Annotated in this window: 22 protein-coding genes and 1 CRISPR repeat array; of the genes, 15 read left to right on the forward strand and 7 right to left on the reverse strand. The window is 39.7% G+C overall.

All coding sequences use genetic code 11. The features are described 5' to 3' along the window. Positions 1–102 precede the first annotated feature (102 nt). The 4 genes from cas9 (at position 103) to csn2-St (ending at position 5,951) form a co-directional block, all read left to right on the forward strand. Entirely contained in the window at positions 103–3,489 is a 3,387-nt protein-coding gene (gene cas9 / locus HMPREF1519_RS06035; protein WP_037611471.1) for a type II CRISPR RNA-guided endonuclease Cas9, read from the forward strand. Positions 3,490–3,665: 176 nt separating this feature from the next. Then, positions 3,666–4,577 (forward strand): type II CRISPR-associated endonuclease Cas1, encoded by a 912-nt coding sequence (cas1, locus tag HMPREF1519_RS06040; RefSeq protein ID WP_037611473.1) that lies wholly within the window; start codon positions 3,666–3,668, stop codon positions 4,575–4,577. A 1-nt stretch (position 4,578) separates the two neighbouring features. Further along, positions 4,579–4,902 (forward strand): CRISPR-associated endonuclease Cas2, encoded by a 324-nt coding sequence (gene cas2 / locus HMPREF1519_RS06045; RefSeq protein ID WP_002946754.1) that lies wholly within the window; start codon positions 4,579–4,581, stop codon positions 4,900–4,902. After that, positions 4,899–5,951, forward strand: a complete 1,053-nt coding sequence (gene csn2-St, locus HMPREF1519_RS06050) for a CRISPR-associated protein Csn2-St (RefSeq protein ID WP_037611476.1) — start codon at positions 4,899–4,901, stop codon at positions 5,949–5,951. Before cas2 ends, csn2-St begins: the two co-directional genes overlap by 4 nt. Before the next feature lie 63 nt (positions 5,952–6,014). Then, positions 6,015–7,695: a CRISPR direct-repeat array (repeat unit 36 nt; unit sequence GTTTTTGTACTCTCAAGATTTAAGTAACTGTACAAC). Between the two features lie 41 nt (positions 7,696–7,736). Here the strand turns inward: csn2-St and HMPREF1519_RS06055 are convergent. The 3 genes from HMPREF1519_RS06055 to HMPREF1519_RS10745 are packed head-to-tail and all read right to left on the reverse strand — an operon-like array spanning position 7,737 to position 9,591. Beyond that, the gene (locus HMPREF1519_RS06055; RefSeq protein ID WP_003093491.1) at positions 7,737–8,552 is read right to left on the reverse strand and encodes a TIGR03943 family putative permease subunit; all 816 of its coding nucleotides are present in this window, start codon (positions 8,550–8,552) and stop codon (positions 7,737–7,739) included. Then, a complete protein-coding gene (locus tag HMPREF1519_RS06060) occupies positions 8,552–9,454 on the reverse strand; it encodes a permease (protein ID WP_037611477.1) in 903 nt (300 codons plus the stop codon). Before HMPREF1519_RS06060 ends, HMPREF1519_RS06055 begins: the two co-directional genes overlap by 1 nt. A gap of 5 nt (positions 9,455–9,459) precedes the next feature. Further along, the gene (locus HMPREF1519_RS10745) at positions 9,460–9,591 is read right to left on the reverse strand and encodes an SPJ_0845 family protein (protein ID WP_002885949.1); all 132 of its coding nucleotides are present in this window, start codon (positions 9,589–9,591) and stop codon (positions 9,460–9,462) included. A gap of 338 nt (positions 9,592–9,929) precedes the next feature. On the opposite strand from HMPREF1519_RS10745, the gene HMPREF1519_RS06065 reads away from it, so the two are divergent. The 7 genes from HMPREF1519_RS06065 (at position 9,930) to HMPREF1519_RS06095 (ending at position 15,642) form a co-directional block, all read left to right on the forward strand. Next, positions 9,930–12,062 (forward strand): Tex family protein, encoded by a 2,133-nt coding sequence (locus HMPREF1519_RS06065; protein WP_037611479.1) that lies wholly within the window; start codon positions 9,930–9,932, stop codon positions 12,060–12,062. Next, complete coding sequence (locus tag HMPREF1519_RS06070; protein WP_037611480.1) at positions 12,049–12,489, forward strand: SprT family protein; 441 nt, start codon at positions 12,049–12,051, stop codon at positions 12,487–12,489. Before HMPREF1519_RS06065 ends, HMPREF1519_RS06070 begins: the two co-directional genes overlap by 14 nt. A gap of 65 nt (positions 12,490–12,554) precedes the next feature. After that, a complete protein-coding gene (locus HMPREF1519_RS06075) occupies positions 12,555–12,818 on the forward strand; it encodes a PspC domain-containing protein (RefSeq protein WP_002885986.1) in 264 nt (87 codons plus the stop codon). Between the two features lie 127 nt (positions 12,819–12,945). Then, a complete protein-coding gene (hprK, locus tag HMPREF1519_RS06080) occupies positions 12,946–13,875 on the forward strand; it encodes an HPr(Ser) kinase/phosphatase (RefSeq protein ID WP_037611483.1) in 930 nt (309 codons plus the stop codon). Then, the gene (lgt, locus tag HMPREF1519_RS06085; protein WP_037611484.1) at positions 13,875–14,666 is read left to right on the forward strand and encodes a prolipoprotein diacylglyceryl transferase; all 792 of its coding nucleotides are present in this window, start codon (positions 13,875–13,877) and stop codon (positions 14,664–14,666) included. Before hprK ends, lgt begins: the two co-directional genes overlap by 1 nt. Before the next feature lie 124 nt (positions 14,667–14,790). Beyond that, positions 14,791–15,189, forward strand: coding sequence for a DUF948 domain-containing protein (locus tag HMPREF1519_RS06090; protein ID WP_002890564.1), 399 nt, complete (start codon positions 14,791–14,793; stop codon positions 15,187–15,189). A 12-nt stretch (positions 15,190–15,201) separates the two neighbouring features. Then, positions 15,202–15,642, forward strand: a complete 441-nt coding sequence (locus tag HMPREF1519_RS06095; RefSeq protein WP_002885903.1) for a YtxH domain-containing protein — start codon at positions 15,202–15,204, stop codon at positions 15,640–15,642. 53 nt (positions 15,643–15,695) lie between these two features. Here the strand turns inward: HMPREF1519_RS06095 and HMPREF1519_RS06100 are convergent, their stop codons facing one another. Continuing rightward, positions 15,696–15,992 carry a DUF3270 domain-containing protein gene (locus tag HMPREF1519_RS06100; RefSeq protein ID WP_002886140.1) on the reverse strand — a complete coding sequence of 99 codons (297 nt, stop codon included), beginning with the start codon at positions 15,990–15,992 and terminating at the stop codon, positions 15,696–15,698. Positions 15,993–16,230: 238 nt separating this feature from the next. Between HMPREF1519_RS06100 and HMPREF1519_RS06105 the strand changes: the two genes are divergently transcribed. The 3 genes from HMPREF1519_RS06105 to HMPREF1519_RS10350 all read left to right on the forward strand — a co-directional run bounded on the left by HMPREF1519_RS06105 (position 16,231) and on the right by HMPREF1519_RS10350 (position 18,859). Further along, positions 16,231–17,160, forward strand: coding sequence for a peptidase U32 family protein (locus tag HMPREF1519_RS06105; protein ID WP_037603903.1), 930 nt, complete (start codon positions 16,231–16,233; stop codon positions 17,158–17,160). Positions 17,161–17,255: 95 nt separating this feature from the next. Continuing rightward, the gene (locus HMPREF1519_RS06110) at positions 17,256–18,542 is read left to right on the forward strand and encodes a peptidase U32 family protein (RefSeq protein WP_002885971.1); all 1,287 of its coding nucleotides are present in this window, start codon (positions 17,256–17,258) and stop codon (positions 18,540–18,542) included. Further along, the gene (locus HMPREF1519_RS10350; protein WP_081721223.1) at positions 18,542–18,859 is read left to right on the forward strand and encodes a CHY zinc finger protein; all 318 of its coding nucleotides are present in this window, start codon (positions 18,542–18,544) and stop codon (positions 18,857–18,859) included. The genes HMPREF1519_RS06110 and HMPREF1519_RS10350 overlap by 1 nt, the downstream gene beginning before the upstream one ends. Positions 18,860–18,904: 45 nt before the next feature. On the opposite strand, the gene HMPREF1519_RS06115 is transcribed toward HMPREF1519_RS10350, so the two are convergent. Together HMPREF1519_RS06115 and HMPREF1519_RS06120 are read right to left on the reverse strand one after the other, a co-directional pair. Continuing rightward, positions 18,905–19,444, reverse strand: a complete 540-nt coding sequence (locus HMPREF1519_RS06115; protein ID WP_002886202.1) for a biotin transporter BioY — start codon at positions 19,442–19,444, stop codon at positions 18,905–18,907. Positions 19,445–19,539: 95 nt separating this feature from the next. Then, positions 19,540–19,824 (reverse strand): hypothetical protein, encoded by a 285-nt coding sequence (locus tag HMPREF1519_RS06120; RefSeq protein WP_022495932.1) that lies wholly within the window; start codon positions 19,822–19,824, stop codon positions 19,540–19,542. 124 nt (positions 19,825–19,948) lie between these two features. Here HMPREF1519_RS06120 and HMPREF1519_RS06125 point away from each other — a divergent pair, with 124 nt between their 5' ends. Beyond that, positions 19,949–20,161, forward strand: coding sequence for a YdbC family protein (locus HMPREF1519_RS06125; RefSeq protein ID WP_002886106.1), 213 nt, complete (start codon positions 19,949–19,951; stop codon positions 20,159–20,161). Between the two features lie 36 nt (positions 20,162–20,197). Here the strand turns inward: HMPREF1519_RS06125 and HMPREF1519_RS06130 are convergent, their stop codons facing one another. Continuing rightward, complete coding sequence (locus HMPREF1519_RS06130; protein ID WP_037597641.1) at positions 20,198–21,532, reverse strand: Nramp family divalent metal transporter; 1,335 nt, start codon at positions 21,530–21,532, stop codon at positions 20,198–20,200. Between the last annotated feature and the right edge of the window lie 158 nt (positions 21,533–21,690).

The following is a 21,690-nucleotide window of genomic DNA, read 5'->3' on the forward strand; positions in this document are numbered from 1 at the left end:
TGGCTTTTTAAAATACAAAACTAGGATAGCGCTTACAAATACTATTGTGAATTTTCAGATATTATTGTAAAATATTAGAAAAAAGAATAAGGAGATTCTTAAATGAGCGACTTAGTTTTAGGACTTGATATTGGTATAGGTTCTGTTGGTGTAGGTATCCTTAATAAAGTGACGGGAGAAATTGTCCATAAGAACGCACGCATCTTCCCAGCCGCTCAAGCGGAGAATAATGTAGAACGTAGAACAAATCGTCAAGGAAGACGATTGACACGACGTAAAAAACATCGTAGAGTTCGTTTAAATCACATATTTGAAGAAAGTGGATTAATCACTGATTTTACGAAGGTTTCAATCAATCTAAACCCATATCAATTGCGAGTTAAGGGTTTGACCGATGAATTGTCTAATGAAGAATTGTTTATCGCTCTTAAAAATATGGTGAAACACCGTGGGATTAGTTATCTTGATGATGCAAGTGATGACGGAAATTCATCAGTAGGTGACTATGCACAAATTGTCAAAGAGAACAGCAAACAATTAGAAACAAAAACACCAGGCCAGATTCAATTGGAACGCTATCAAAAATATGGTCAATTACGTGGTGATTTTACTATTGAGGAGGATGGAAAAAAACATCGCTTAATTAATGTCTTTCCAACATCAGCTTATCGAGCAGAAGCACTGAGAATACTGCAAACCCAACAAGAATTTAATCCACAGATTACCGATGAATTTATTAATAGTTATCTCCAAATTCTAACTGGAAAACGTAAATATTATCACGGACCAGGAAATGAGAAGTCACGGACTGATTATGGAAGGTATACTACTAAGAAAGATTCTGAAGATGAGTACATAACTTTAGACAATATTTTTGGAATCCTAATTGGGAAATGTACATTTTATCCGGAAGAGTATAGAGCAGCAAAAGCATCCTATACGGCTCAAGAATTCAATTTGCTAAATGATTTGAACAATCTAACCGTTCCAACAGAAACCAAGAAGTTGAGCGAAGAACAAAAGAATCAAATCATTACCTATGTCAAAAATGAAAAGGCGATGGGTCCAGCGAAACTCTTTAAATATATCGCTAAACTACTTGCTTGCGATGTTGCGGATATCAAGGGATATCGTATCGACAAATCAGACAAACCAGAAATTCATACTTTCGAAGCCTACCGAAAAATGAAGACGCTTGAAACTATTGATGTTGAGCAAATGGAGAGAGAAAAGCTTGATAAGTTAGCCTATGTCTTAACATTAAATACGGAGAGGGAAGGTATCCAAGAAGCGATAGAGCATGAGTTTTCTGATGGTACTTTTAGTCAGGAACAAGTTGACGAATTGGTTCAATTCCGCAAATCAAATAGTTCCATTTTTGGAAAAGGTTGGCATAATTTTTCTGTCAAGTTGATGATGGAATTAATCCCAGAATTATATGCGACGTCAGAAGAACAAATGACTATTTTGACACGACTAGGAAAACAAAAAAGAACTTCGTCTTCAAATAAAACAAAATATATTGATGAGAAACGACTAACTGAAGAAATCTACAATCCTGTTGTTGCTAAGTCTGTTCGCCAAGCTATAAAAATCGTAAATGCGGCAATCAAAGAGTATGGTGATTTTGACAATATTGTCATCGAAATGGCTCGAGAAATGAATGAAGATGACGAAAAAAAGGCCATTAAAAAGATTCAAGAAGCTAACAAATCTGAAAAGGATGCGGCCATGCGTAAGGCTGCCAATCAATATAATGGAAAAGCTGAATTACCACATAGCGTTTTCCATGGTCATAAGCAATTAGCGACTAAAATCCGCCTATGGCATCAGCAAGGAGAACGTTGCCTTTATACTGGTAAAACAATTTCAATCCATGATTTGATTAACAATCCTAATCAATTTGAAATAGATCATATTTTACCTCTCTCTATTACCTTTGATGATAGCCTTGCCAATAAGGTTTTGGTTTATGCAACTGCTAACCAAGAAAAAGGCCAACGAACACCTTACCAGGCATTAGATAGTATGGATGATGCATGGTCTTTCCGTGAACTGAAAGCTTTTGTACGTGAGTCGAAAACACTTTCAAACAAGAAAAAAGAATACCTTCTTACGGAAGAGGATATTTCAAAATTTGATGTTCGAAAGAAATTTATTGAACGAAATCTTGTAGATACAAGATACGCTTCAAGAGTTGTCCTTAATGCCCTTCAAGAACACTTTAGAGCTCGCAAGATTGATACAAAAGTTTCCGTGGTTCGTGGCCAATTCACATCTCAATTGAGACGCCATTGGGGAATCGATAAGACTCGTGATACCTATCATCACCATGCTGTAGATGCACTAATTATTGCTGCTTCAAGTCAGTTGAATTTGTGGAAAAAACAAAAGAATACTCTTGTAAGTTATTCAGAAGACCAATTACTTGATATTGAAACAGGTGAACTTATTAGTGACGATGAGTACAAGGAATCTGTATTTAAAGCCCCTTATCAACATTTTGTTGATACATTGAAGAGTAAAGAATTTGAAGACAGTATCTTGTTCTCATATCAAGTGGATTCTAAGTTTAATCGAAAGATTTCTGATGCAACAATTTACGCAACAAGGCAGGCTAAAGTAGGAAAAGATAAGAAGGATGAAACTTATGTCTTAGGGAAAATCAAAGATATCTATAGCCAGGCTGGCTATGATGCCTTTATAAAGATTTATCAGAAGGATAAGTCAAAATTCCTCATGTATCGTCACGACCCACAAACCTTTGAGAAAGTTATCGAGCCAATTTTAGAGAACTATCCCAATAAGGAAATGAATGAAAAAGGGAAAGAAGTACCATGTAATCCTTTCCTAAAATATAAAGAAGAACATGGCGACTATATTCGTAAATATAGTAAAAAAGGCAATGGTCCTGAAATCAAGAGTCTTAAATACTATGATAGTAAGTTAGGTAATCATATTGATATCACTCCAAAGAATAGTAACAATAAAGTTGTCTTGCAGTCAGTTTCTCCATGGAGAGCGGATGTCTATTTCAATAAGACTACTGGAAAATACGAAATCCTTGGATTAAAATATGCTGATCTACAATTTGAGAAAGGGACAGGAACATATAAGATTTCTCAGGAAAAATACAATGACATTAAGAAGAAAGAGGGTGTAGATTCTGATTCAGAATTCAAGTTCACACTTTATAAAAATGATTTGTTGCTTATCAAAGATACGGAAACAAAAGAACAGCAACTATTCCGTTTTCTTTCTCGATCAATGCCAAATAAAAAGCATTATGTAGAGTTAAAGCCTTATTCAAAAGATAAATTTGAGAAGAATGAGACACTTATTGAAATTTTAGGTCCTACAGATAAGTCAGGACGATGTATAAAAGGACTAGCAAAATCAAATCTTTCAATTTTTAAAGTAAGAACAGATATCCTAGGAAATCAGCATATCATCAAGAATGAGGGTGATAAGCCTAAGCTAGATTTTTAATATTAATTGTTAAAAAGTGTTGCAATTATAGTTGTCATATACTATAATAATCGTGTAAGGGACGCCTTACACAGTTACTTAAATCTTGCAGAAGCTACAAAGATAAGGCTTCATGCCGAAATCAACACCCTGTCATTTTATGGCAGGGTGTTTTCGTTATTTAAAAAGGAGAAAAAATGACTTGGAGAGTTGTACATGTCAGTCAAAGTGAGAAGATGCGCTTAAAGCTTGATAACTTGTTAGTGCAAAAGATGGGACAAGAGTTTACGGTGCCACTTAGTGATATTTCGATAATAGTTGCTGAAGGTGGGGATACAGTTGTTACTCTTCGATTATTAAGTGCCCTAAGTAAATATAATATTGCCTTAGTTGTCTGTGATAATGAACATTTACCAACAGGGATTTATCACTCACAAAATGGGCATTTTAGAGCCTACAAGCGCTTGAAAGAGCAGATGAACTGGTCTCAGAAACAAAAGGACAAGGCATGGCAGATTGTGACTTACTATAAAATCAATAACCAAGAGGATGTCCTAGCCATGTTTGAAAAAAGTCTGGATAACATTAGACTACTTTCAGACTATAAAGAGCAGATAGAACCAGGTGATAGAACCAATAGAGAGGGGCATGCTGCTAAGGTCTACTTTAATGAACTTTTCGGTAAACAATTTGTCAGAGTAACCCAGCAAGAAGCAGATGTTATCAATGCTGGCTTAAACTATGGCTATGCTATCATGAGGGCTCAGATGGCTAGAATAGTGGCGGGTTATGGTTTAAACGGTTTGTTAGGTATCTTCCATAAAAATGAATACAATCAGTTTAATTTGGTTGATGACTTAATGGAGCCATTTAGACAGATTGTAGATGTTTGGGTTTATGATAATCTACGAGATCAAGAATTCCTTAAGTATGAGTATAGGTTAGGATTGACAGATTTGCTCAATGCTAAAATCAAATATGGCAAAGAGACTTGTTCAGTGACAGTTGCTATGGACAAATATGTCAAAGGCTTTATCAAATATATTTCGGAAAAAGATAGTAGTAAATTTCACTGCCCAGTGGTATCAAGTTTAGAGTGGAGAAAATAAGATGAGGTATGAAGCGTTGAGGTTATTATGTTTTTTTGATTTGCCAATGGAATCCAAGGATGAAAAAAGAATCTATCGAAATTTTCGTAAAGAATTAATTTCAAATGGGTTTGAAATGTTACAATTTTCGGTCTATTATCGCACTTGTCCTAATAGAAGTTTTGCAAATAAATTTTATAAGAAGTTAAAGATGAGTAATCTACCTGCTGGAAATGTGAGACTTTTGGCGGTTACTGAAAAGCAGTTTTCAGAAATGACATTAATCATAGGTGGCAAAACTAAGCAAGAAGAAATCGTCAGTGATAATAAGTTGGTGGTTATATGAAATTTTTTGTACAACATCCTTACAAGGAACGTATTGAATTGAATATTGGTGCAATCACACAAATTGTTGGTCAGAATAAAGAACTCAAATATTATATTTGGCAGATTTTGAGCTGGTATTTTGGTGGAAAAAAATACTCAAGTGAGGACTTAAGTATTTTTGATTATGAGGAACCTACTATACTTGATGAGTCTGGAGAAATAGTGAAGCGAAGTAGCTATCACTATATCGACATTTCAAGTTTTAAGGATTTACTTGAGCAGATGGAATATAAGAAAGGGACACTTGCTTACGGTTACCTTAGTAAAATTGTCAATCAAGTTGATATTGTAGCCCATTTGGAGAAAATTAATGAACAAGTAGAGCTTATAGAAGGGGCAATGAACCAGCATATCAACTTAAACAGTGGTAAGGTGGAATACCATTTAGAGAATCGTCCTCTAACACTAGACCAATTACTTTCAAAAAATTTTAGTCCATTTTTTGCCATTGAGAATAAGAATTTATCTTTCGAATGGGTTGCAAATACCGATAAACTATCCCTCTTTTTAGAAATGTTAGACCGTCTTCTGTCACAAACAAGAGAGAAATATCTCATTGTGCTAAATACTATTGATAGTTTTGTCTCAGAGGAATCTTATGATAGTTTTTATAAGAAAATTGGTCAGCTAGCCCAAAAGTATCCAAACCTAAACTTTATTTTGTTTCCTAGTGACCAAGGATATCTAAAGATTGACGAGGAAAGTAGTAGGTTCGTCAATATTTTATCTGACCAGGTGGAGCATTTGTACGATGTTGAGTTTATGTATGAAAGGGTAAAGAAACATTATCCAAGTAATAATTTTCCGACGCGAGAAGGTTTTAGGATGTCCTTAGAGACTGTGACGCCTTATTTGTTAACAAAAATGACGAGACAACCTAGTCTCTCACTCGTTGATTCAGTAATTTTGAATATCTTAAATCAGTTGTTTCACTTTAACTATTGTATAAGATATTCTCAGACACCTGATGAGGAGCTATTACATAGATATTTAAAAAGTAAGAATTGACAAGTACAGTGATTGATTCTATAATCACTATGTGGGTATAAAAACGTCAAAATTTCATTTGAGGTTTTTGTACTCTCAAGATTTAAGTAACTGTACAACAGCCATGTCTTCATCCTCAACCTTACCACCGTTTTTGTACTCTCAAGATTTAAGTAACTGTACAACCATGACCATCGATAGTGCCGAGGGTGCCCTGTTTTTGTACTCTCAAGATTTAAGTAACTGTACAACAATCGAATACAAGAGAATCGATACAGTTCTGTTTTTGTACTCTCAAGATTTAAGTAACTGTACAACTAAAATGTGACAAGTAATATCATAATCAGCGTTTTTGTACTCTCAAGATTTAAGTAACTGTACAACCACAGCCAGAAGATGAAGTGTATGGCTACTGTTTTTGTACTCTCAAGATTTAAGTAACTGTACAACATCTGAGAGGTATTTCTGATTGGTATGATCGTTTTTGTACTCTCAAGATTTAAGTAACTGTACAACTATTGACGGCTCCATCTGTTGTCCACGTCGGTTTTTGTACTCTCAAGATTTAAGTAACTGTACAACTTTTTTTATTCCTTCCCTCTTTTCCCCTCGTTTTTGTACTCTCAAGATTTAAGTAACTGTACAACTCTATAAATGGTTTGATGATGTAAAAAATGGTTTTTGTACTCTCAAGATTTAAGTAACTGTACAACCTGATGTCTTCCCTTCGTCTTGACTTGGCGGTTTTTGTACTCTCAAGATTTAAGTAACTGTACAACAAAAGCCCTTTGCATTGTTTCAATAACCTTGTTTTTGTACTCTCAAGATTTAAGTAACTGTACAACCATAGTAACGTCTTACTGGAGTGTCTGCGTGTTTTTGTACTCTCAAGATTTAAGTAACTGTACAACTACAATGGCATTCATCTCAGCATGCACCGCGTTTTTGTACTCTCAAGATTTAAGTAACTGTACAACAGACTAAGCGACTTGTCAAAGGTGCTAAATGTTTTTGTACTCTCAAGATTTAAGTAACTGTACAACTTTCTCTTTAGTACCGTCACCGTCGAAGTGTTTTTGTACTCTCAAGATTTAAGTAACTGTACAACAAGCTCATGCAGGGCATTGGCTCGGTGTTGTTTTTGTACTCTCAAGATTTAAGTAACTGTACAACCTCTAGGTTTGACAACAGAACAATTCTTGAGTTTTTGTACTCTCAAGATTTAAGTAACTGTACAACTTCATGGACAGCTACAAGGATGTCAATTTGTTTTTGTACTCTCAAGATTTAAGTAACTGTACAACCGGTTTTACAAGTAATCGTGCAAGGTATCCGTTTTTGTACTCTCAAGATTTAAGTAACTGTACAACACTGGTCTATTCGTTTTAAAAACCGTGCATGTTTTTGTACTCTCAAGATTTAAGTAACTGTACAACACAAGGGCAATCCTAAAGTCGAATGGATGAGTTTTTGTACTCTCAAGATTTAAGTAACTGTACAACGAGGTGATAATAATTGCCGATATTTAATTGTTTTTGTACTCTCAAGATTTAAGTAACTGTACAACCCACTAATGCGGACGGCAGAAAGAACGGTGGTTTTTGTACTCTCAAGATTTAAGTAACTGTACAACCTGAGTTGTTACCGATAGAACCGACGCCCTGTTTTTGTACTCTCAAGATTTAAGTAACTGTACAACCGCAGTTAGTTGAGAATGACACGACATTCCGTTTTTGTACTCTCAAGATTTAAGTAACTGTACAGTTTGATTCAACTTAAAAAGCCAGTTCAACTGAACTTGGCTTTTTAAAATACACGATATACATAAGGATTGTCAGGCTGTCCGACCTCTTTGACCTCAGTCAAATTAAGGATAGGCAGGCTCTGTTTGAGATTTTGATAATAATCCACAGTGATGGTACCAGTGACTTTCACCCAAGTATTGTCCTTGAAGGTTTGGTCACTTCCTGTCGTTGCCAGTCCGTAAACACCTGAATCGGCGATACAGTGGATAATTCCGAAACGGAAGATGAACTGATAACCCTTGGTTTGTGGGTCATTGTAGACAAAACCGGTATAGGTGACCTTCTTGCCCACAAAATCGTTAGGATAGAGGTAGATGAGCTCCATGACTTCCATGTAATTTTCCGTGGTAATCTGGATGGTCTCACGTCCCTTGTACTTGGCGAGCTCTCTGGTCATTTCCTTCTCATAAGCTGAGGAGGTGAAGTAGGAGCTGGTGTCTGGCTTCAAGTACTGAATAGTCGTTCCCTCTTGGTCGGCCTGATTAGGATCACTCCCTGCCGCCAGTGGAAAATGATAACCCTTAGCTGACACGGTATTGGCATCCAAGGTCACTGTTGGCACCAAGAGCCCCGTGAGGACTGGAAAGGCCAAGAGAACGATGCTGGCTACCTTGGCTACTCGACCTGACAGATGCGAGTGAACCTTCATCTGCTTCATCCAAACGATGAGTTGAACCACAGCAAGGATAAAGGAAAGCACCATGGAAATGTAGGCCAAGTAGGAGTAGTGGATGTTAATGTACTGGTTGAGCTTGCCAGAAACTTGCAAGTACATGACGAGCTCAAAATACCCAGATAAGATGAGAAAACGTAACATTAAATCACCCCCAATAACAGACAGTAAATGATTGTCACCAGACTTGCGGTTCCTACGAAGAGACCAACAAAGCGTGTTTTAAATTGGTGTTTCATCATAATCAAGTTCTTGATATCAACCATAGGACCAATGATGAGAAAGGCAACCGTTGGTGCCACTCCGAAACTAGAGAGCAGCGAAGCCCCGATAAAGGCATCGGCCTCTGAACAAAGGGAGAGGATGAAGGCCAGGAGCATCATGATCAGGATGGCTGTCACTGAATTATGACCGATGGTCGTGAGGATACGGGTCGGTAGGTAGGTCTGCATACTTGCGGCCACCAAGCTCCCGAAAATCAAGTAACGCCCAGTGTCAAAGAACTCGTCGACAGCATGAACCAGAGCTTGAAAGACTTTCTTACCAGCTGACAAACCACTATAGTCGTGCACATGACTAACCTTACGGTTGTCCTTGAGAATCTGGTCATCCACCACAAAGCCCAGCAAGATTCCCAAAATCATGGCAATCAAGAAAGCCCCGACGAAACGTAAAAGCACGTAGTACCAAGAGTTCCCAAAGGCCGTGTATGTCGCAAAGAGAACAACTGGATTAATGATAGGGGCAGTTGCCATGAAAGGAATAGCCGTGTAGCTAGGCACTTTTTTCTCTAAAAAGCGCGTGATAATAGGAACAATCCCACACTCACAAGAAGGGAAAATAAAACCAATCAGGGTTCCAAAGAGGATAGCCAGGACCTTGTTTTTAGGAAGGAAGTTTTGGACCTTTTCAGGAGTCACAAAGACCTCGATAAAGCCAGATAGGATACTTCCCAGTAAAACAAAGGGCAGGGCTTCGATAATAATCGATAGAAAAACTGCCAGAAGCTGCAAAACGCTATCTGGTAGTTGATGAAAAATAGCCATAAAAATTATTTCTTCTTATCTTCTTGAAGACGTTTGTCCTTCTTAGGATCAGTTCCCGCCTTTTCAAAATCAGGGATAGCCGCAAAAGATGCCATCATGCTTTCAAGTTCATTTGTTTTTTTCTGAATAACTGCCATAAAAAGCCTCCGAGTTAATTAAGATACTAAGGGCGTTATTTCTGACAGAAAATTAGGGCATCAGACGAAGAAGCTCTACTTCTAGGAAGATGCATCTATTTTCCGAAAGAAATAGCCCGAGTTCAGTTACAAAAGATACTAAGGGCGTTATTTCTGACAGAAAAGAGGGCATCAGACGAAGAAGCTCTGCTTCTAGGAGGATGCATCTATTTTCCGAAAGAAATAGCCCCTAACAATAGGTTTACTTTTCTATTATACTACCTCTTGCTTAAAAATTCTCGCTTCAGCTACAAGGTTTTCTACCCAAGCAAATCTCCTATCGTGGTATAATAGAATTTATGGAAAATCGTAATTTAGAGACATTGGCTCAGGAATTGGGCCTGAAAAAACAACAAGTTGAAACCGTTTTGGAATTGACTGCAGAAGGCAATACCATTCCCTTCATCGCCCGTTACCGTAAGGAAAAAACCGGAAATCTGGATGAAACGCAAATCAAGGCTATCATTGATATGGATAAGTCTTTGACAGCCCTCCAAGACCGTAAGGAAACGGTTTTGGCTAAGATTGAGGCTCAGGGCAAATTGACTGACCAACTCAAGGCAGCCATTGAAGCGGCTGAAAAGTTGGCAGATGTGGAAGAACTCTACCTTCCCTATAAGGAAAAACGCCGCACTAAAGCGACTATTGCCCGTGAAGCAGGTCTCTTTCCACTGGCTCGTCTTATTTTGCAAAATAGTTCAAATCTCAAAGATGAAGCTGAAAAGCTGACATCCGAAGCCTTTCCAACAGCTGACAAGGCACTTGCGGGTGCTGTGGATATTTTGGTTGAGGCTTTTTCTGAGGATAACAGTCTTCGTTCTTGGACCTACAACGAAATCTGGAATAACAGTGACATTACGTCGACCCTCAAGGATCAATCTCTGGATGAAAAAGAAACCTTCAAGATTTACTATGATTTTGCGGATAAGGTGTCTAAACTCCAAGGTTACCGTACTCTGGCCCTTAACCGTGGTGAGAAACTAGGCGTTATCAAGGTAAACTTTAAGCATAATATTGAGAAAATGCATCGTTTTTACAGTGCCCGTTTTAAGCAAAAAAATGATTATATCGAGGAAGTTATCAATCAATCTCTCAAGAAGAAAATCATCCCAGCTATGGAGCGTCGTATCCGTAGCGAGTTGACTGAAGCAGCAGAAGATGGAGCCATTAATCTTTTCTCTCAAAATCTTCGCAGCCTTCTCCTAGTATCACCACTTAAAGGTAAGATGGTACTCGGTTTTGACCCAGCCTTTCGTACAGGGGCTAAGTTGGCCGTGGTTGACCAAACTGGTAAGCTCATTACAACGCAAGTTATCTATCCAGTGGCTCCAGCCAGTCAGGCTAAGATTGCCCAAGCTAAGAAAGACTTGGCTGATCTCATTAAGAAGCATGCCATTGAGATTATCGCTATCGGTAATGGAACAGCCAGTCGTGAAAGTGAAGCTTTTGTGGCAGAAGTCCTCAAGTATTTTCCAGAGACTTCTTATGTCATTGTCAATGAAAGTGGTGCCTCTGTCTATTCTGCATCAGAGTTGGCCCGCCATGAGTTTCCAGACTTGACGGTCGAAAAACGCTCTGCCATTTCTATTGCCCGTCGTCTTCAAGATCCATTGGCTGAGTTGGTTAAGATTGACCCTAAATCAATCGGAGTAGGCCAATACCAGCATGATGTTAGTCAGAAGAAACTTTCTGAAAATCTTGATTTCGTCGTCGATACCGTGGTTAACCAGGTCGGTGTTAATGTCAATACGGCAAGTAGTACCCTCTTGTCACACGTGTCAGGACTCAACAAGACCATCTCTGAAAATATCGTCGCCTACCGTGAGGAGAATGGTGAGATTGCATCGCGTGCTGAAATCAAAAAGGTCCCACGTCTTGGTGCTAAGGCCTTCGAACAAGCTGCCGGTTTCCTTCGTATTCCAAATGCCAAGAATATCTTGGATAATACAGGGGTCCACCCAGAGTCTTACCCAGCGGTAAAAGCCCTCTTCAAGCAGTTAGCTATCACAGACTTGGACGATTCTGCCAAGGCAAAATTGCAGGCTCTTAATCTTAAAGAAACAGCGGAAGGATTGGGACTTGGACAGGAAACCCTCAAAGATATCATTGCTGACCTTTTGAAACCAGGCCGTGACCTCCGTGACGATTTTGAAGCACCAGTGCTTCGTCAAGATGTTCTTGAACTCAAAGACTTGTCAGTAGGACAAAAACTTGAAGGAACGGTCCGTAACGTTGTGGACTTTGGTGCCTTTGTGGATATCGGTGTCCACGAGGATGGACTTATCCACATCTCAGAGATGAGTAAGAGCTTCGTTAACCATCCAAGTCAGGTCGTTTCTGTTGGGGATTTGGTTACCGTATGGGTCTCAAAAGTTGACTTAGAGCATGAAAAACTCAATCTTTCTTTGGTGAATCCACGTGAATCTAACTGATTATGTTAAGACTGTTTCTATAGAGGATTTTGGCTGGGAATTTAAGCACCAAGCCTTGTGGAACAAGCGTCTCCGAACCACTGGAGGTCGGTTCTTTCCCAAGGATGGTCATTTAGATTTTAACCCAAAACTCTATGAGGAACATGGTCTTGAAACCTTTCGAAAAATCGTCCGCCATGAACTCTGTCATTATCACCTTTATTTTCAAGGGAAGGGCTACAAGCATGCGGATAGAGATTTTAAGGATTTACTAGCCAAGGTTGACGGCCTTAGATACGCTCCAAAGATGCAAGGGCAAGTGGAGAACTACTACCTCTATCAGTGCCAATCCTGTGGTCATACCTACCGTCGCAAACGCCGTGTCAATACACAGAAATTTGCCTGCGGTTTGTGTCGAGGCAAGCTCATTTTTCTAAATCAGTCCTAGGGCTGATTTTTTTGTTTTAAAAAAATCATATAATTAAATCAAAGAAATGATGGGAGAAGAAGACCATGTCAAATCGTTTTTATAAGACACGAAAAAATAGACTCGTCGCCGGTGTTGTTGCAGGTTTGGCAGATAAGTTTGGCTGGGATCTAGCTCTGGCTCGTATTTTGGCTATTATTCTCATGGTTTCAACGCAGTTTGGAATCTTCCTATACTTGGTTTTAGCCTTTCTCCTTCCTTACAAAGAAGATATTTATCCCGAAATCAAACTCAAGGATGGACGCAAACGTAAAAACGCTGAACCTGTTGAAGATGAGTGGAATTGGTAAGTAATTGTTAATAGACATTAACCTATGATTGGCCTTAGTGCTAGTCATAGGTCTTTTTTGCTTTGAGAGCCGCATTGAAAACCTTTTTATGATACAATGAAACTAGTAAATAATCGGAGGAAATAACATGACAGTAACCGTTAAAATGTTGGTTGACAGGCTTAAACTCAAGGTTGTCTATGGGAATAAGGAGCTTTTGGCAAAACCGATAACAACTGCTGATATCTCTCGTCCTGGTTTAGAAATGACAGGTTATTTTGACTATTATTCACCGGAGCGTATTCAATTGGTTGGGATGAAGGAGTGGTCTTACCTTAAAACCTTGACTGATCACAACCGTTACTCTGTTTTCAAAAACATGTTCAAAGAAGAAACCCCAGCTGTTATCGTAGCGCGTGGGCTTGATATCCCTGAGGAGCTGTATCGAGCAGCTAAAGAAAATGGCGTTGTGGTTCTTCAAGGCCGTAACGGCACATCATCTCTTTCAGGTGATATGTCTTGGTACCTCAATGCACAGTTGGCAGAACGTACCAGTGTTCATGGTGTTTTGGTTGATATCTACGGCATGGGTGTTCTCATTCAGGGCGATTCTGGTATCGGTAAGAGTGAAACAGGGCTTGAGTTGGTGAAACGTGGTCACCGCCTTGTCGCTGACGACCGTGTGGATGTCTATGCTAAGGATGAGGAAACTCTCTGGGGTGAGCCTGCAGAAATTCTTCGCCATCTTCTTGAAATTCGTGGGGTTGGTATCATTGATGTCATGAGTCTCTACGGAGCCAGTGCTGTCCGTAATTCATCCCAAGTTCAGTTGGCCATCTATCTTGAAAATTTTGAAGACGGTAAGGTCTTTGATCGTCTTGGAAATGGGAATGAAGAAATCGAATTGCAAGGCGTTAAGATTCCACGTGTCCGCATTCCTGTTAAGACAGGCCGTAACGTATCAGTCGTTATCGAAGCTGCAGCCATGAACTACCGTGCTAAGCAAATGGGATTTGATGCAACCAAAACCTTTGAAGAACGTTTGACCAACCTCATTAGTAAGAATGGTGAAGACTAATGTTTGCTACTATTGATCCTATTGCTCTAAGGCTTGGCCCCATTAGTATTCATTGGTATGCCATCTGTATCGTATCTGGTCTCTTACTTGCCGTTTATCTGGCTCAGCGTTGGGCTCCTGAAAAGGGAATTGACCCTGAAAACATCTTAGATTTTATTCTTCTTGCCTTTCCGATAGCCATTGTTGGTGCTAGGCTCTACTATGTGATCTTCCAGTGGTCCTACTACAGTCAAAATCCTTCTGAAATTTTTGCGATTTGGAATGGTGGGATTGCCATTTATGGTGGCTTGATTGCTGGAGCAGCTGTCCTCTATTGGTTTGCTAAACGTCATGCCATTGCTGTCTTAGATTTTCTAGATATCGCGGCACCTGGCGTTATGATTGCTCAGAGTATCGGTCGCTGGGGAAACTTTATTAACCAGGAGGCCTACGGAAAAGCAGTTAGTCATCTGAATTATGTCCCAGAATTTATTCGCCAGCAGATGTACATTGATGGTAGTTATCGTGTACCGACCTTTCTTTACGAAAGTCTCTGGAACCTATTCGGTTTTATCATCATTCTAGGACTAAGACGCTTTAATAAGAAACTGCGTCAAGGAGATGTGACCTCATTTTACCTTATCTGGTATGGTCTTGGACGTTTTGTCATTGAAGGCATGCGTACGGATAGCCTCATGTTTGCTGGCTTGCGTGTTTCTCAATGGGTCAGCATCGCCATTATCATCTTGGGTGCAACCTTGCTCTATTTGCGAAAGCAACGCCCAGAGGCAGATTATAAAATGAAAAACTAGTCATATAGCTCAGACTTTGTTATAATATAATGAAAATTATCATAACAAAGGTCACTGGAAACTGGAGGTTCTACTTCAGTTTTCTTGTAGCGACCTTTTAAAAAGGTCAAAGGAGTCCTAAACTATGGCAGAAATTGCATTTCTTATTATCGCAATCGCACTTGCTGCGTTTCTCGTTGCATTGATCCCTACCCTACTTCGTACCCGTCATGTGGTTAAAGAAGTTGAAGAAACAGTTGCTGTGCTTCGTACAGATATTAATGTAACCCTTCATCAAACAAATGAAATCTTGGCTAAGGCAAACGTCTTGGTTGAAGATGTTAATGAAAAAGTTCAAACAATCGATCCTCTCTTCGTAGCAGTAGCTGAGCTTTCAGAAAGTGTCTCTGACTTGAATACTGAAGCTCGTTACCTCGGTGCGAAAGCGAGTGCAGCAGGAGCAAGTGTCGGTAAAGCAGGTTCAGCCTTTGCTATCGGTAAGGTTGCTTCAAAACTATTTGGTAAAAAAGACAAGAAAAAATAAGGAGGTCTTTTCATGAGTAAATTTTTAAACACCCTAATCATTGGTGCAGCTTCTGGAGCTGCAGCAGCTTACTTCTTTACAACTGAAAAAGGTAAAGCCGTTAAAGCACGTATTGATGAAGAAATCGCTTCATTCAAAGAAGATCCTAAAGCTTATCAAAATCAAGTGGTGGAAAAAGCTAGCGACTACAAAGATTTGGCAGTCGATACTTTCCAAGACTATAAAACAAAATTTGAAAATGGCGACATCACTGCGGATGATTTGACAAAAGCTGTCCAAGAAAAAACAGCTCAAGTTGCTGACTTTGCAAAAGAGAGCTTTGAACTTATCAAAGAGAAAACTGCTCAAGTAACTCCTGAGCAAGCAGATGTTGAAGCAGAAACAAAAGCTATCGTTGATGATATCGTCATTGATATCAAAGATATCTCTGAAGAAGCAGCAGAAGCAAAATAAAAAAAGAAAGCCCATGAGGCTTTTTTTAGTACGCAAAAACGTTGACCAAATAGTCAACGTTTTTGTGCTTTATAATATTCGATTAGGACATAAATGCCAATCTGACCAATAACGCTAATGGTAATTGCCCAGAAGAAGGCCCAGAAGGTAGCCACCTGTGCTACCAAGAAAAGGAAGGCAACTAGGACTGTTGAAACACAGAAGCTTGAGATACGTCCAAAGAAAATCATATCTTGTAGCTTAATACTATTACTATTTAAACCCTGATAATCTTGATAATTCGTCGTTTGAGGACGCTCAGTCTCGAAATCTTCGATGTGATCAAATTGACGGTGTAAGTTGTCAGCCATGTCTGCCTCCTTTCTATATAAAATATCTAAATCACTTTTTCGTGTAGGTTAAAATACTTAGTCAGTATTTCACTATTTAGAATCTCATTAATAATACCATAAAAAATTTATATTGCAAAGTTTTTTTTGATTTTTGTGAAAATTGTAGTATTCGAAAACTAATTTAAAATATTTAGATACAGAGTATTGAGCCTAAAAATTCTAAAAAAATCAAATCATTTGTGCTATAATGTGAGTTATGGAAAAAATAGTGATTACAGCGACTGCTGAGAGCTACGAGCAGGCACGTGAGCTCCTAGAACTTGGCGTAGATCGTATTTATATCGGCGAAAAAGCCTTTGGCCTTCGTTTGCCTAAGCCTTTTTCATTCGCAGAAATGCGAAAGATTGCAGAGCTGGTACATGAGTCTGGCAAGGAATTGACTGTTGCCGTTAACGCCCTCATGCACCAAGGTATGATGGATGCTCTTCCAGACTATCTTGATTTTCTTGAAGAAATCAAGGCAGATTATATCACGGTTGGTGATGCAGGAGTTTTCTACATCTGTAACCGTGACAAACGTCCCTTCAAAATGATTTATGATGCTTCAACTATGGTAACCTCTAGCCGTCAGATTAATTTCTGGGGCAAACAGGCAGGAGCATCTGAAGCGGTTTTGGCTCGTGAGATTCCATCTGCGGAACTATTCATCATGGCTGAAAATCTTCAGATTCCAGCTGAGGTTTTGGTTTATGGTGCAAGTATCATTCACCACTCAAAACGTCCACTTCTTCAAAACTATTACAACTTTATCAAAACGGATGAAGCTGTTACCAAAGAACGTGACCTCTTCCTTTCTGAGCCAGGAGATCCAGATTCTCACTACTCAGTTTATGAAGATATGCACGGGACACATATCTTTGCCAACAATGACTTGGATATGATGACTAAACTTTCAGAACTCGTTGAACATGGTTTTGACCACTGGAAGTTGGACGGCGTTTATTGCCCAGGTGAAAACTTTGTAAAAATCACTGAGTATTTTGTGAAGGCTCGTGACCTCATCGAGGCTGGCGAATTTTCACAAGACCAAGCCTTCCTCTTTGATGAGGCTATTCATAAATTACACCCAGCCAACCGTGGTTTGGACACAGGTTTCTACGACTATGAACCTGACCGTGTAAAATAAAAATACTTCCTCCTTCGTTTGAGAGTTTTCCATTTTCAGGGAACGAAGGAGTTGTTCAAAACTTAAAATCGACAATCTTGCAAATTGGAGAAATTATGACTACAACTAAAAAACGCCCAGAGGTACTTGTACCTGCTGGAACTTTGGAAAAATTGAAAGTCGCTGTAAATTACGGCGCAGATGCTGTTTTCGTTGGTGGACAAGCCTATGGTTTGCGTAGCCGTGCCGGAAACTTTACCATGGATGAACTTCGTGAAGGTATCGAATACGCTCACGCACGTGGCGTTGATGTCCACGTTGCATCAAACATGGTTACCCATGAAGGAAATGAAAAGGGTGCTGGTGAATGGTTCCGTGAATTGCGTGATATGGGACTCGATGCCGTTATCGTATCTGACCCAGCCTTGATTGAAATCTGTTCAACCTACGCTCCAGGACTTAACATCCACTTGTCAACGCAAGCATCTGCGACAAACGTTGAAACCTTCCATTTTTGGAAAGAGTATGGTTTGACCCGTGTCGTTTTGGCACGTGAGGTTACCATGGAAGAGTTGGCTGAAATCCGTAAACGTACGGATCTTGAAATTGAGGCCTTTGTCCATGGTGCTATGTGTATCTCATACTCAGGTCGCTGTACCCTTTCTAACCACATGTCAGACCGCGATGCCAACCGTGGTGGTTGTTCACAGTCTTGTCGTTGGAAATATGACCTTTACGACATGCCATTCGGCCAAGAACGTAAGAGTATCAAAGGTGAAGTTCCTGAAGAATACTCAATGTCAGCCGTTGACATGTGTATGATTGAAAATATCCCTGACCTTATCGACAATGGCGTTGATAGCCTTAAAATCGAAGGTCGTATGAAATCTGTTCACTACGTATCAACAGTTGCCAACTGTTACAAGGCTGCTTGTGACGCTTACATGGAAAGTGCAGAAGCCTTTTATGCCATCAAAGACGATTTGATTAACGAACTCTGGAAAGTTGCCCAACGTGAATTGGCAACAGGTTTCTACTACAAGACACCAACAGAAAACGAACAACTCTTTGGTGCTCGTCGTAAGATTCCACAATACAAATTCGTTGGTGAAGTCGTAGACTTTGATCCAGCAACTATGACAGCTACAATCCGTCAACGTAACGTTATCCTCGAAGGTGACCACGTTGAATTCTACGGACCAGGCTTCCGTCATTTCGAGTGTGATATCAAAGACCTTCACGATGCCAATGGTAACAAGATTGACCGTGCACCAAACCCAATGGAACTTCTTACGATTACCGTGCCACAAGAAGTTAAACCTGGTGACATGATTCGTTCAACTAAAGAAGGTTTGATTAACCTCTACCAAAAAGACGGTTCAAGCAAAACTGTTCGTGCCTAATGACAAGTCAAATCAATGGGCTCCTGGTAGATGACCAAAGTAGATGTCAACACTACCATTCCCCACTAGATATAGTTGCCCTAAAATGCTTCGAGTGCCAGAAGTATTATGCCTGTTATCAGTGTCATGATCGCTTGGAGAAGCATAGCTTTCGAGCTTATCCTTGTCAATTGAAGCAGGACAAGGTCCTTATCTGTGGCGTTTGTAGGCATGAGATGACCATTGAGGAGTATCAAGATGTAGAAGCTTGTCCCAATTGTCACAGTGCCTTCAACCCAGCTTGTTCAAAGCACTATGATATTTATTTTGAAAAATAAAAAGATTGAAGATTCTGTTCACATGAACAAAGTCTTCAATCTTTTTTAGTTAAAGTAACTATGATTTTTAAGAGCTTTTAAGACTGGCTTAGTCACCAAAGCGACGATGAGACCTTTTAAGAGGTCAGGAATAATAAAGGGTGTCAAGCCAACAGCTACAGCTGCAGACCAGCCCATCTTTCCGAGAAAGTGCAGGCTGAGGATACCACCGACAAAAACAAGTGCATCACCCAAAACAAAAGCCACAAAGATTTTCCAAATAGGAGTCTCAGCATGCGTCAGTTTTGAAGTGACAAAGGCGAAAAATGGATAAGCCAACAAATAGCCAGCTGAAGGGCCAAAGAAGGCTTGGAGTCCACCGCCTCCACCTGCAAAAACTGGTAGACCAATAGCACCTATGATAAGATAAAGGGTAGCAGCAAGTGTCGCCTCTCTTGGTTTAAGAATGGCAGCAACAAGTCCAACAGCAAAAGTTTGCAGAGTAATGGGAACTGCACCGATAGGAATAACAATTTGAGCCAGTGCAGCAATGATGGCAGCGCCAAAAGCTGGAAGAATAAGCGACAATGTACGATTTTGTGTCATTTTTAGTTAATCTTTCTTAAATAAATAGTTAACTTATTATAGCAAGTGGTTTCAAAATAGTCAACCTAATAATAAAACGAGGTTAACTGATAAACTTAACCTCGTTGTGATATGATTTTTAGACGTTTGATTTCTTTAAGTTCAATCATGCTGATGATCTTATCTTGCTCGATAAAGATGGCTTGTCGCTCCCTGTCATAACGGTTGATGTAGCCCTTATAGGTCTTTTGATTGGATGTCAGCATGACCATTTGATTATGATCAATAGCATGATAGATATCGTTAATAAGTTGATTCTGCATTAGGTGGACAGGTTTGCTGTGACCTATTTCCACAAACTGATGAAGCTGATGCTTTACGGCTTCTAAAAAGTTTATCATGGTCATTTCCCTCGTTTCTTGATAAAATAATTATAGCATGAAAGGTGAATTTTTGTGGATAACTTCATTCTAAAACAGACAATTTTCACAGAAAAAAACGAATAAAGCTAGTGGAGGTAAGCAAATGGCAGAATTTTCATTTGAAATTGAAGAAAAACTCTTGGTTTTGTCTGAGAATGACAAGGGTTGGACTAAGGAACTCAATCGTGTGAGCTTTAATGGCGCACCGGCTAAATATGACATCCGTACATGGAGTCCAGACCATACCAAGATGGGCAAGGGGATTACCCTCAGCAACGAAGAATTCCAAGTTCTCGTTGACGCCTTCAAAAACTAAAACAAGGTCAGCATGGCGCTGGCCTTATTTTTTTGTTTAAAACGTATCAAAGATAAGTTTGAGATTGAGAATGGTTAGGACAATAGCGATGGCATAACCAAGGAAGGTATTCCACTTGGCATTGACGTGTTTTCCCATGAGTGATTTCTTAGAAGTGTAGTAAATCAAAGGGAAGATAGAGAATGGCAAGGCAATTGAGAGGAATACTTGTGAATAAACCAAGAGTTGATCCAGTATCTTTTCTTGATCGCCATAGAGAATGGCTACAATGATAACAGGTAGCAAGGCGAAGAGACGTGTGAACAAACGAATTACCCACTGTGGTAACCTCATGTGGAGGAAGCCTTCCATGACAATTTGACCAGTTAGGGTACCAGTAATGGTAGAGTTTTGACCACTAGCCAAGAGTGCCAAGGCAAAGAGAGTTGAAAGTGTTGAACTAGCAACCGCACCAGCAATCTTAGAGTCCTGAAGGGCATTGTACATTTGTGAGAAAGCTGAAATATCAGAAGCGTGGCCAAAGAAGAGAGCTGCACCCAAAATCAAGAGGAGGGAGTTAACCACAAAGGCCAAAGTCAACTGAATGTTGGAGTCCCAGGTCATGAAACGGACAGCCTTTGTCACATCTTTACCATCAGAATAGTCAACCTTACGAGTCTGTGACAAGGATGAGTGCAAGTAGAGGTTATGTGGCATAACGGTTGCACCCACAATCCCAAGTGCCAAAGTCAACTGGTTGGTGTGCCCAGCAGCATGTGGCTCAAAGAGCGCTGGCGTAGGGAGATAACCCTCGAGGATTCCCGTAATACTAGGCTCAGACAAGGCTACCAGGTAGACAAAGATAACCAAGATGGTCAAAATCAAGGTTGAAACAATAGCCTCGATTTTCTTGAATCCCAGTTTCATGATGAGTAGGAGTAGGAAGACATCTAGGACTGTCACCAGAATGGCAACCATAATTGGAATACCAAAGAGCAGGTTAAGTGCGATGGCAGAACCAAGCACCTCAGCCAAATCCGTCGCCATTAAGGCAAGCTCCAGAATCACCCAAAGCGTGTATCGCAACCATTTGGGCGAGTGGTAGGCAGTCGCTTGGGCCAGGTCCATTTGGGTCACAATCCCTAACTTTCCAGCCATTTGTTGCAACTGCATAGCGATTAAAGATGAAATTAAGATGACAAAAAGAAGACTGTACTTGTAGGTCGCCCCACCGACGACACTGGTAATCCAGTTCCCTGGATCCATGTAACCCACGGCCACAAGAGCCCCAGGTCCCAAGAAAGCCTTAAGATTTTGCCAAAAGCGATTATTATTTGGTGTATCTATGGATTGGTTTACCTCAGAAAGGGAAACCTTTTTTGAAGATGTCATAAACACCTCTTTCTAAGTCATTCTGCCTAAAAGTTGCATTATTTCTAGACAGACCGACAATTTTATTATAACACTATGAGGATGATGTGCAAGGTTTTGAAAGGTATTGACCTATCTTACATTGATGTCATAGACGACTTTTCAGAATTGACTTTTTA

Source organism: Streptococcus sp. SR4 (assembly GCF_000517725.1).
Lineage (GTDB): Bacteria > Bacillota > Bacilli > Lactobacillales > Streptococcaceae > Streptococcus > Streptococcus salivarius_F.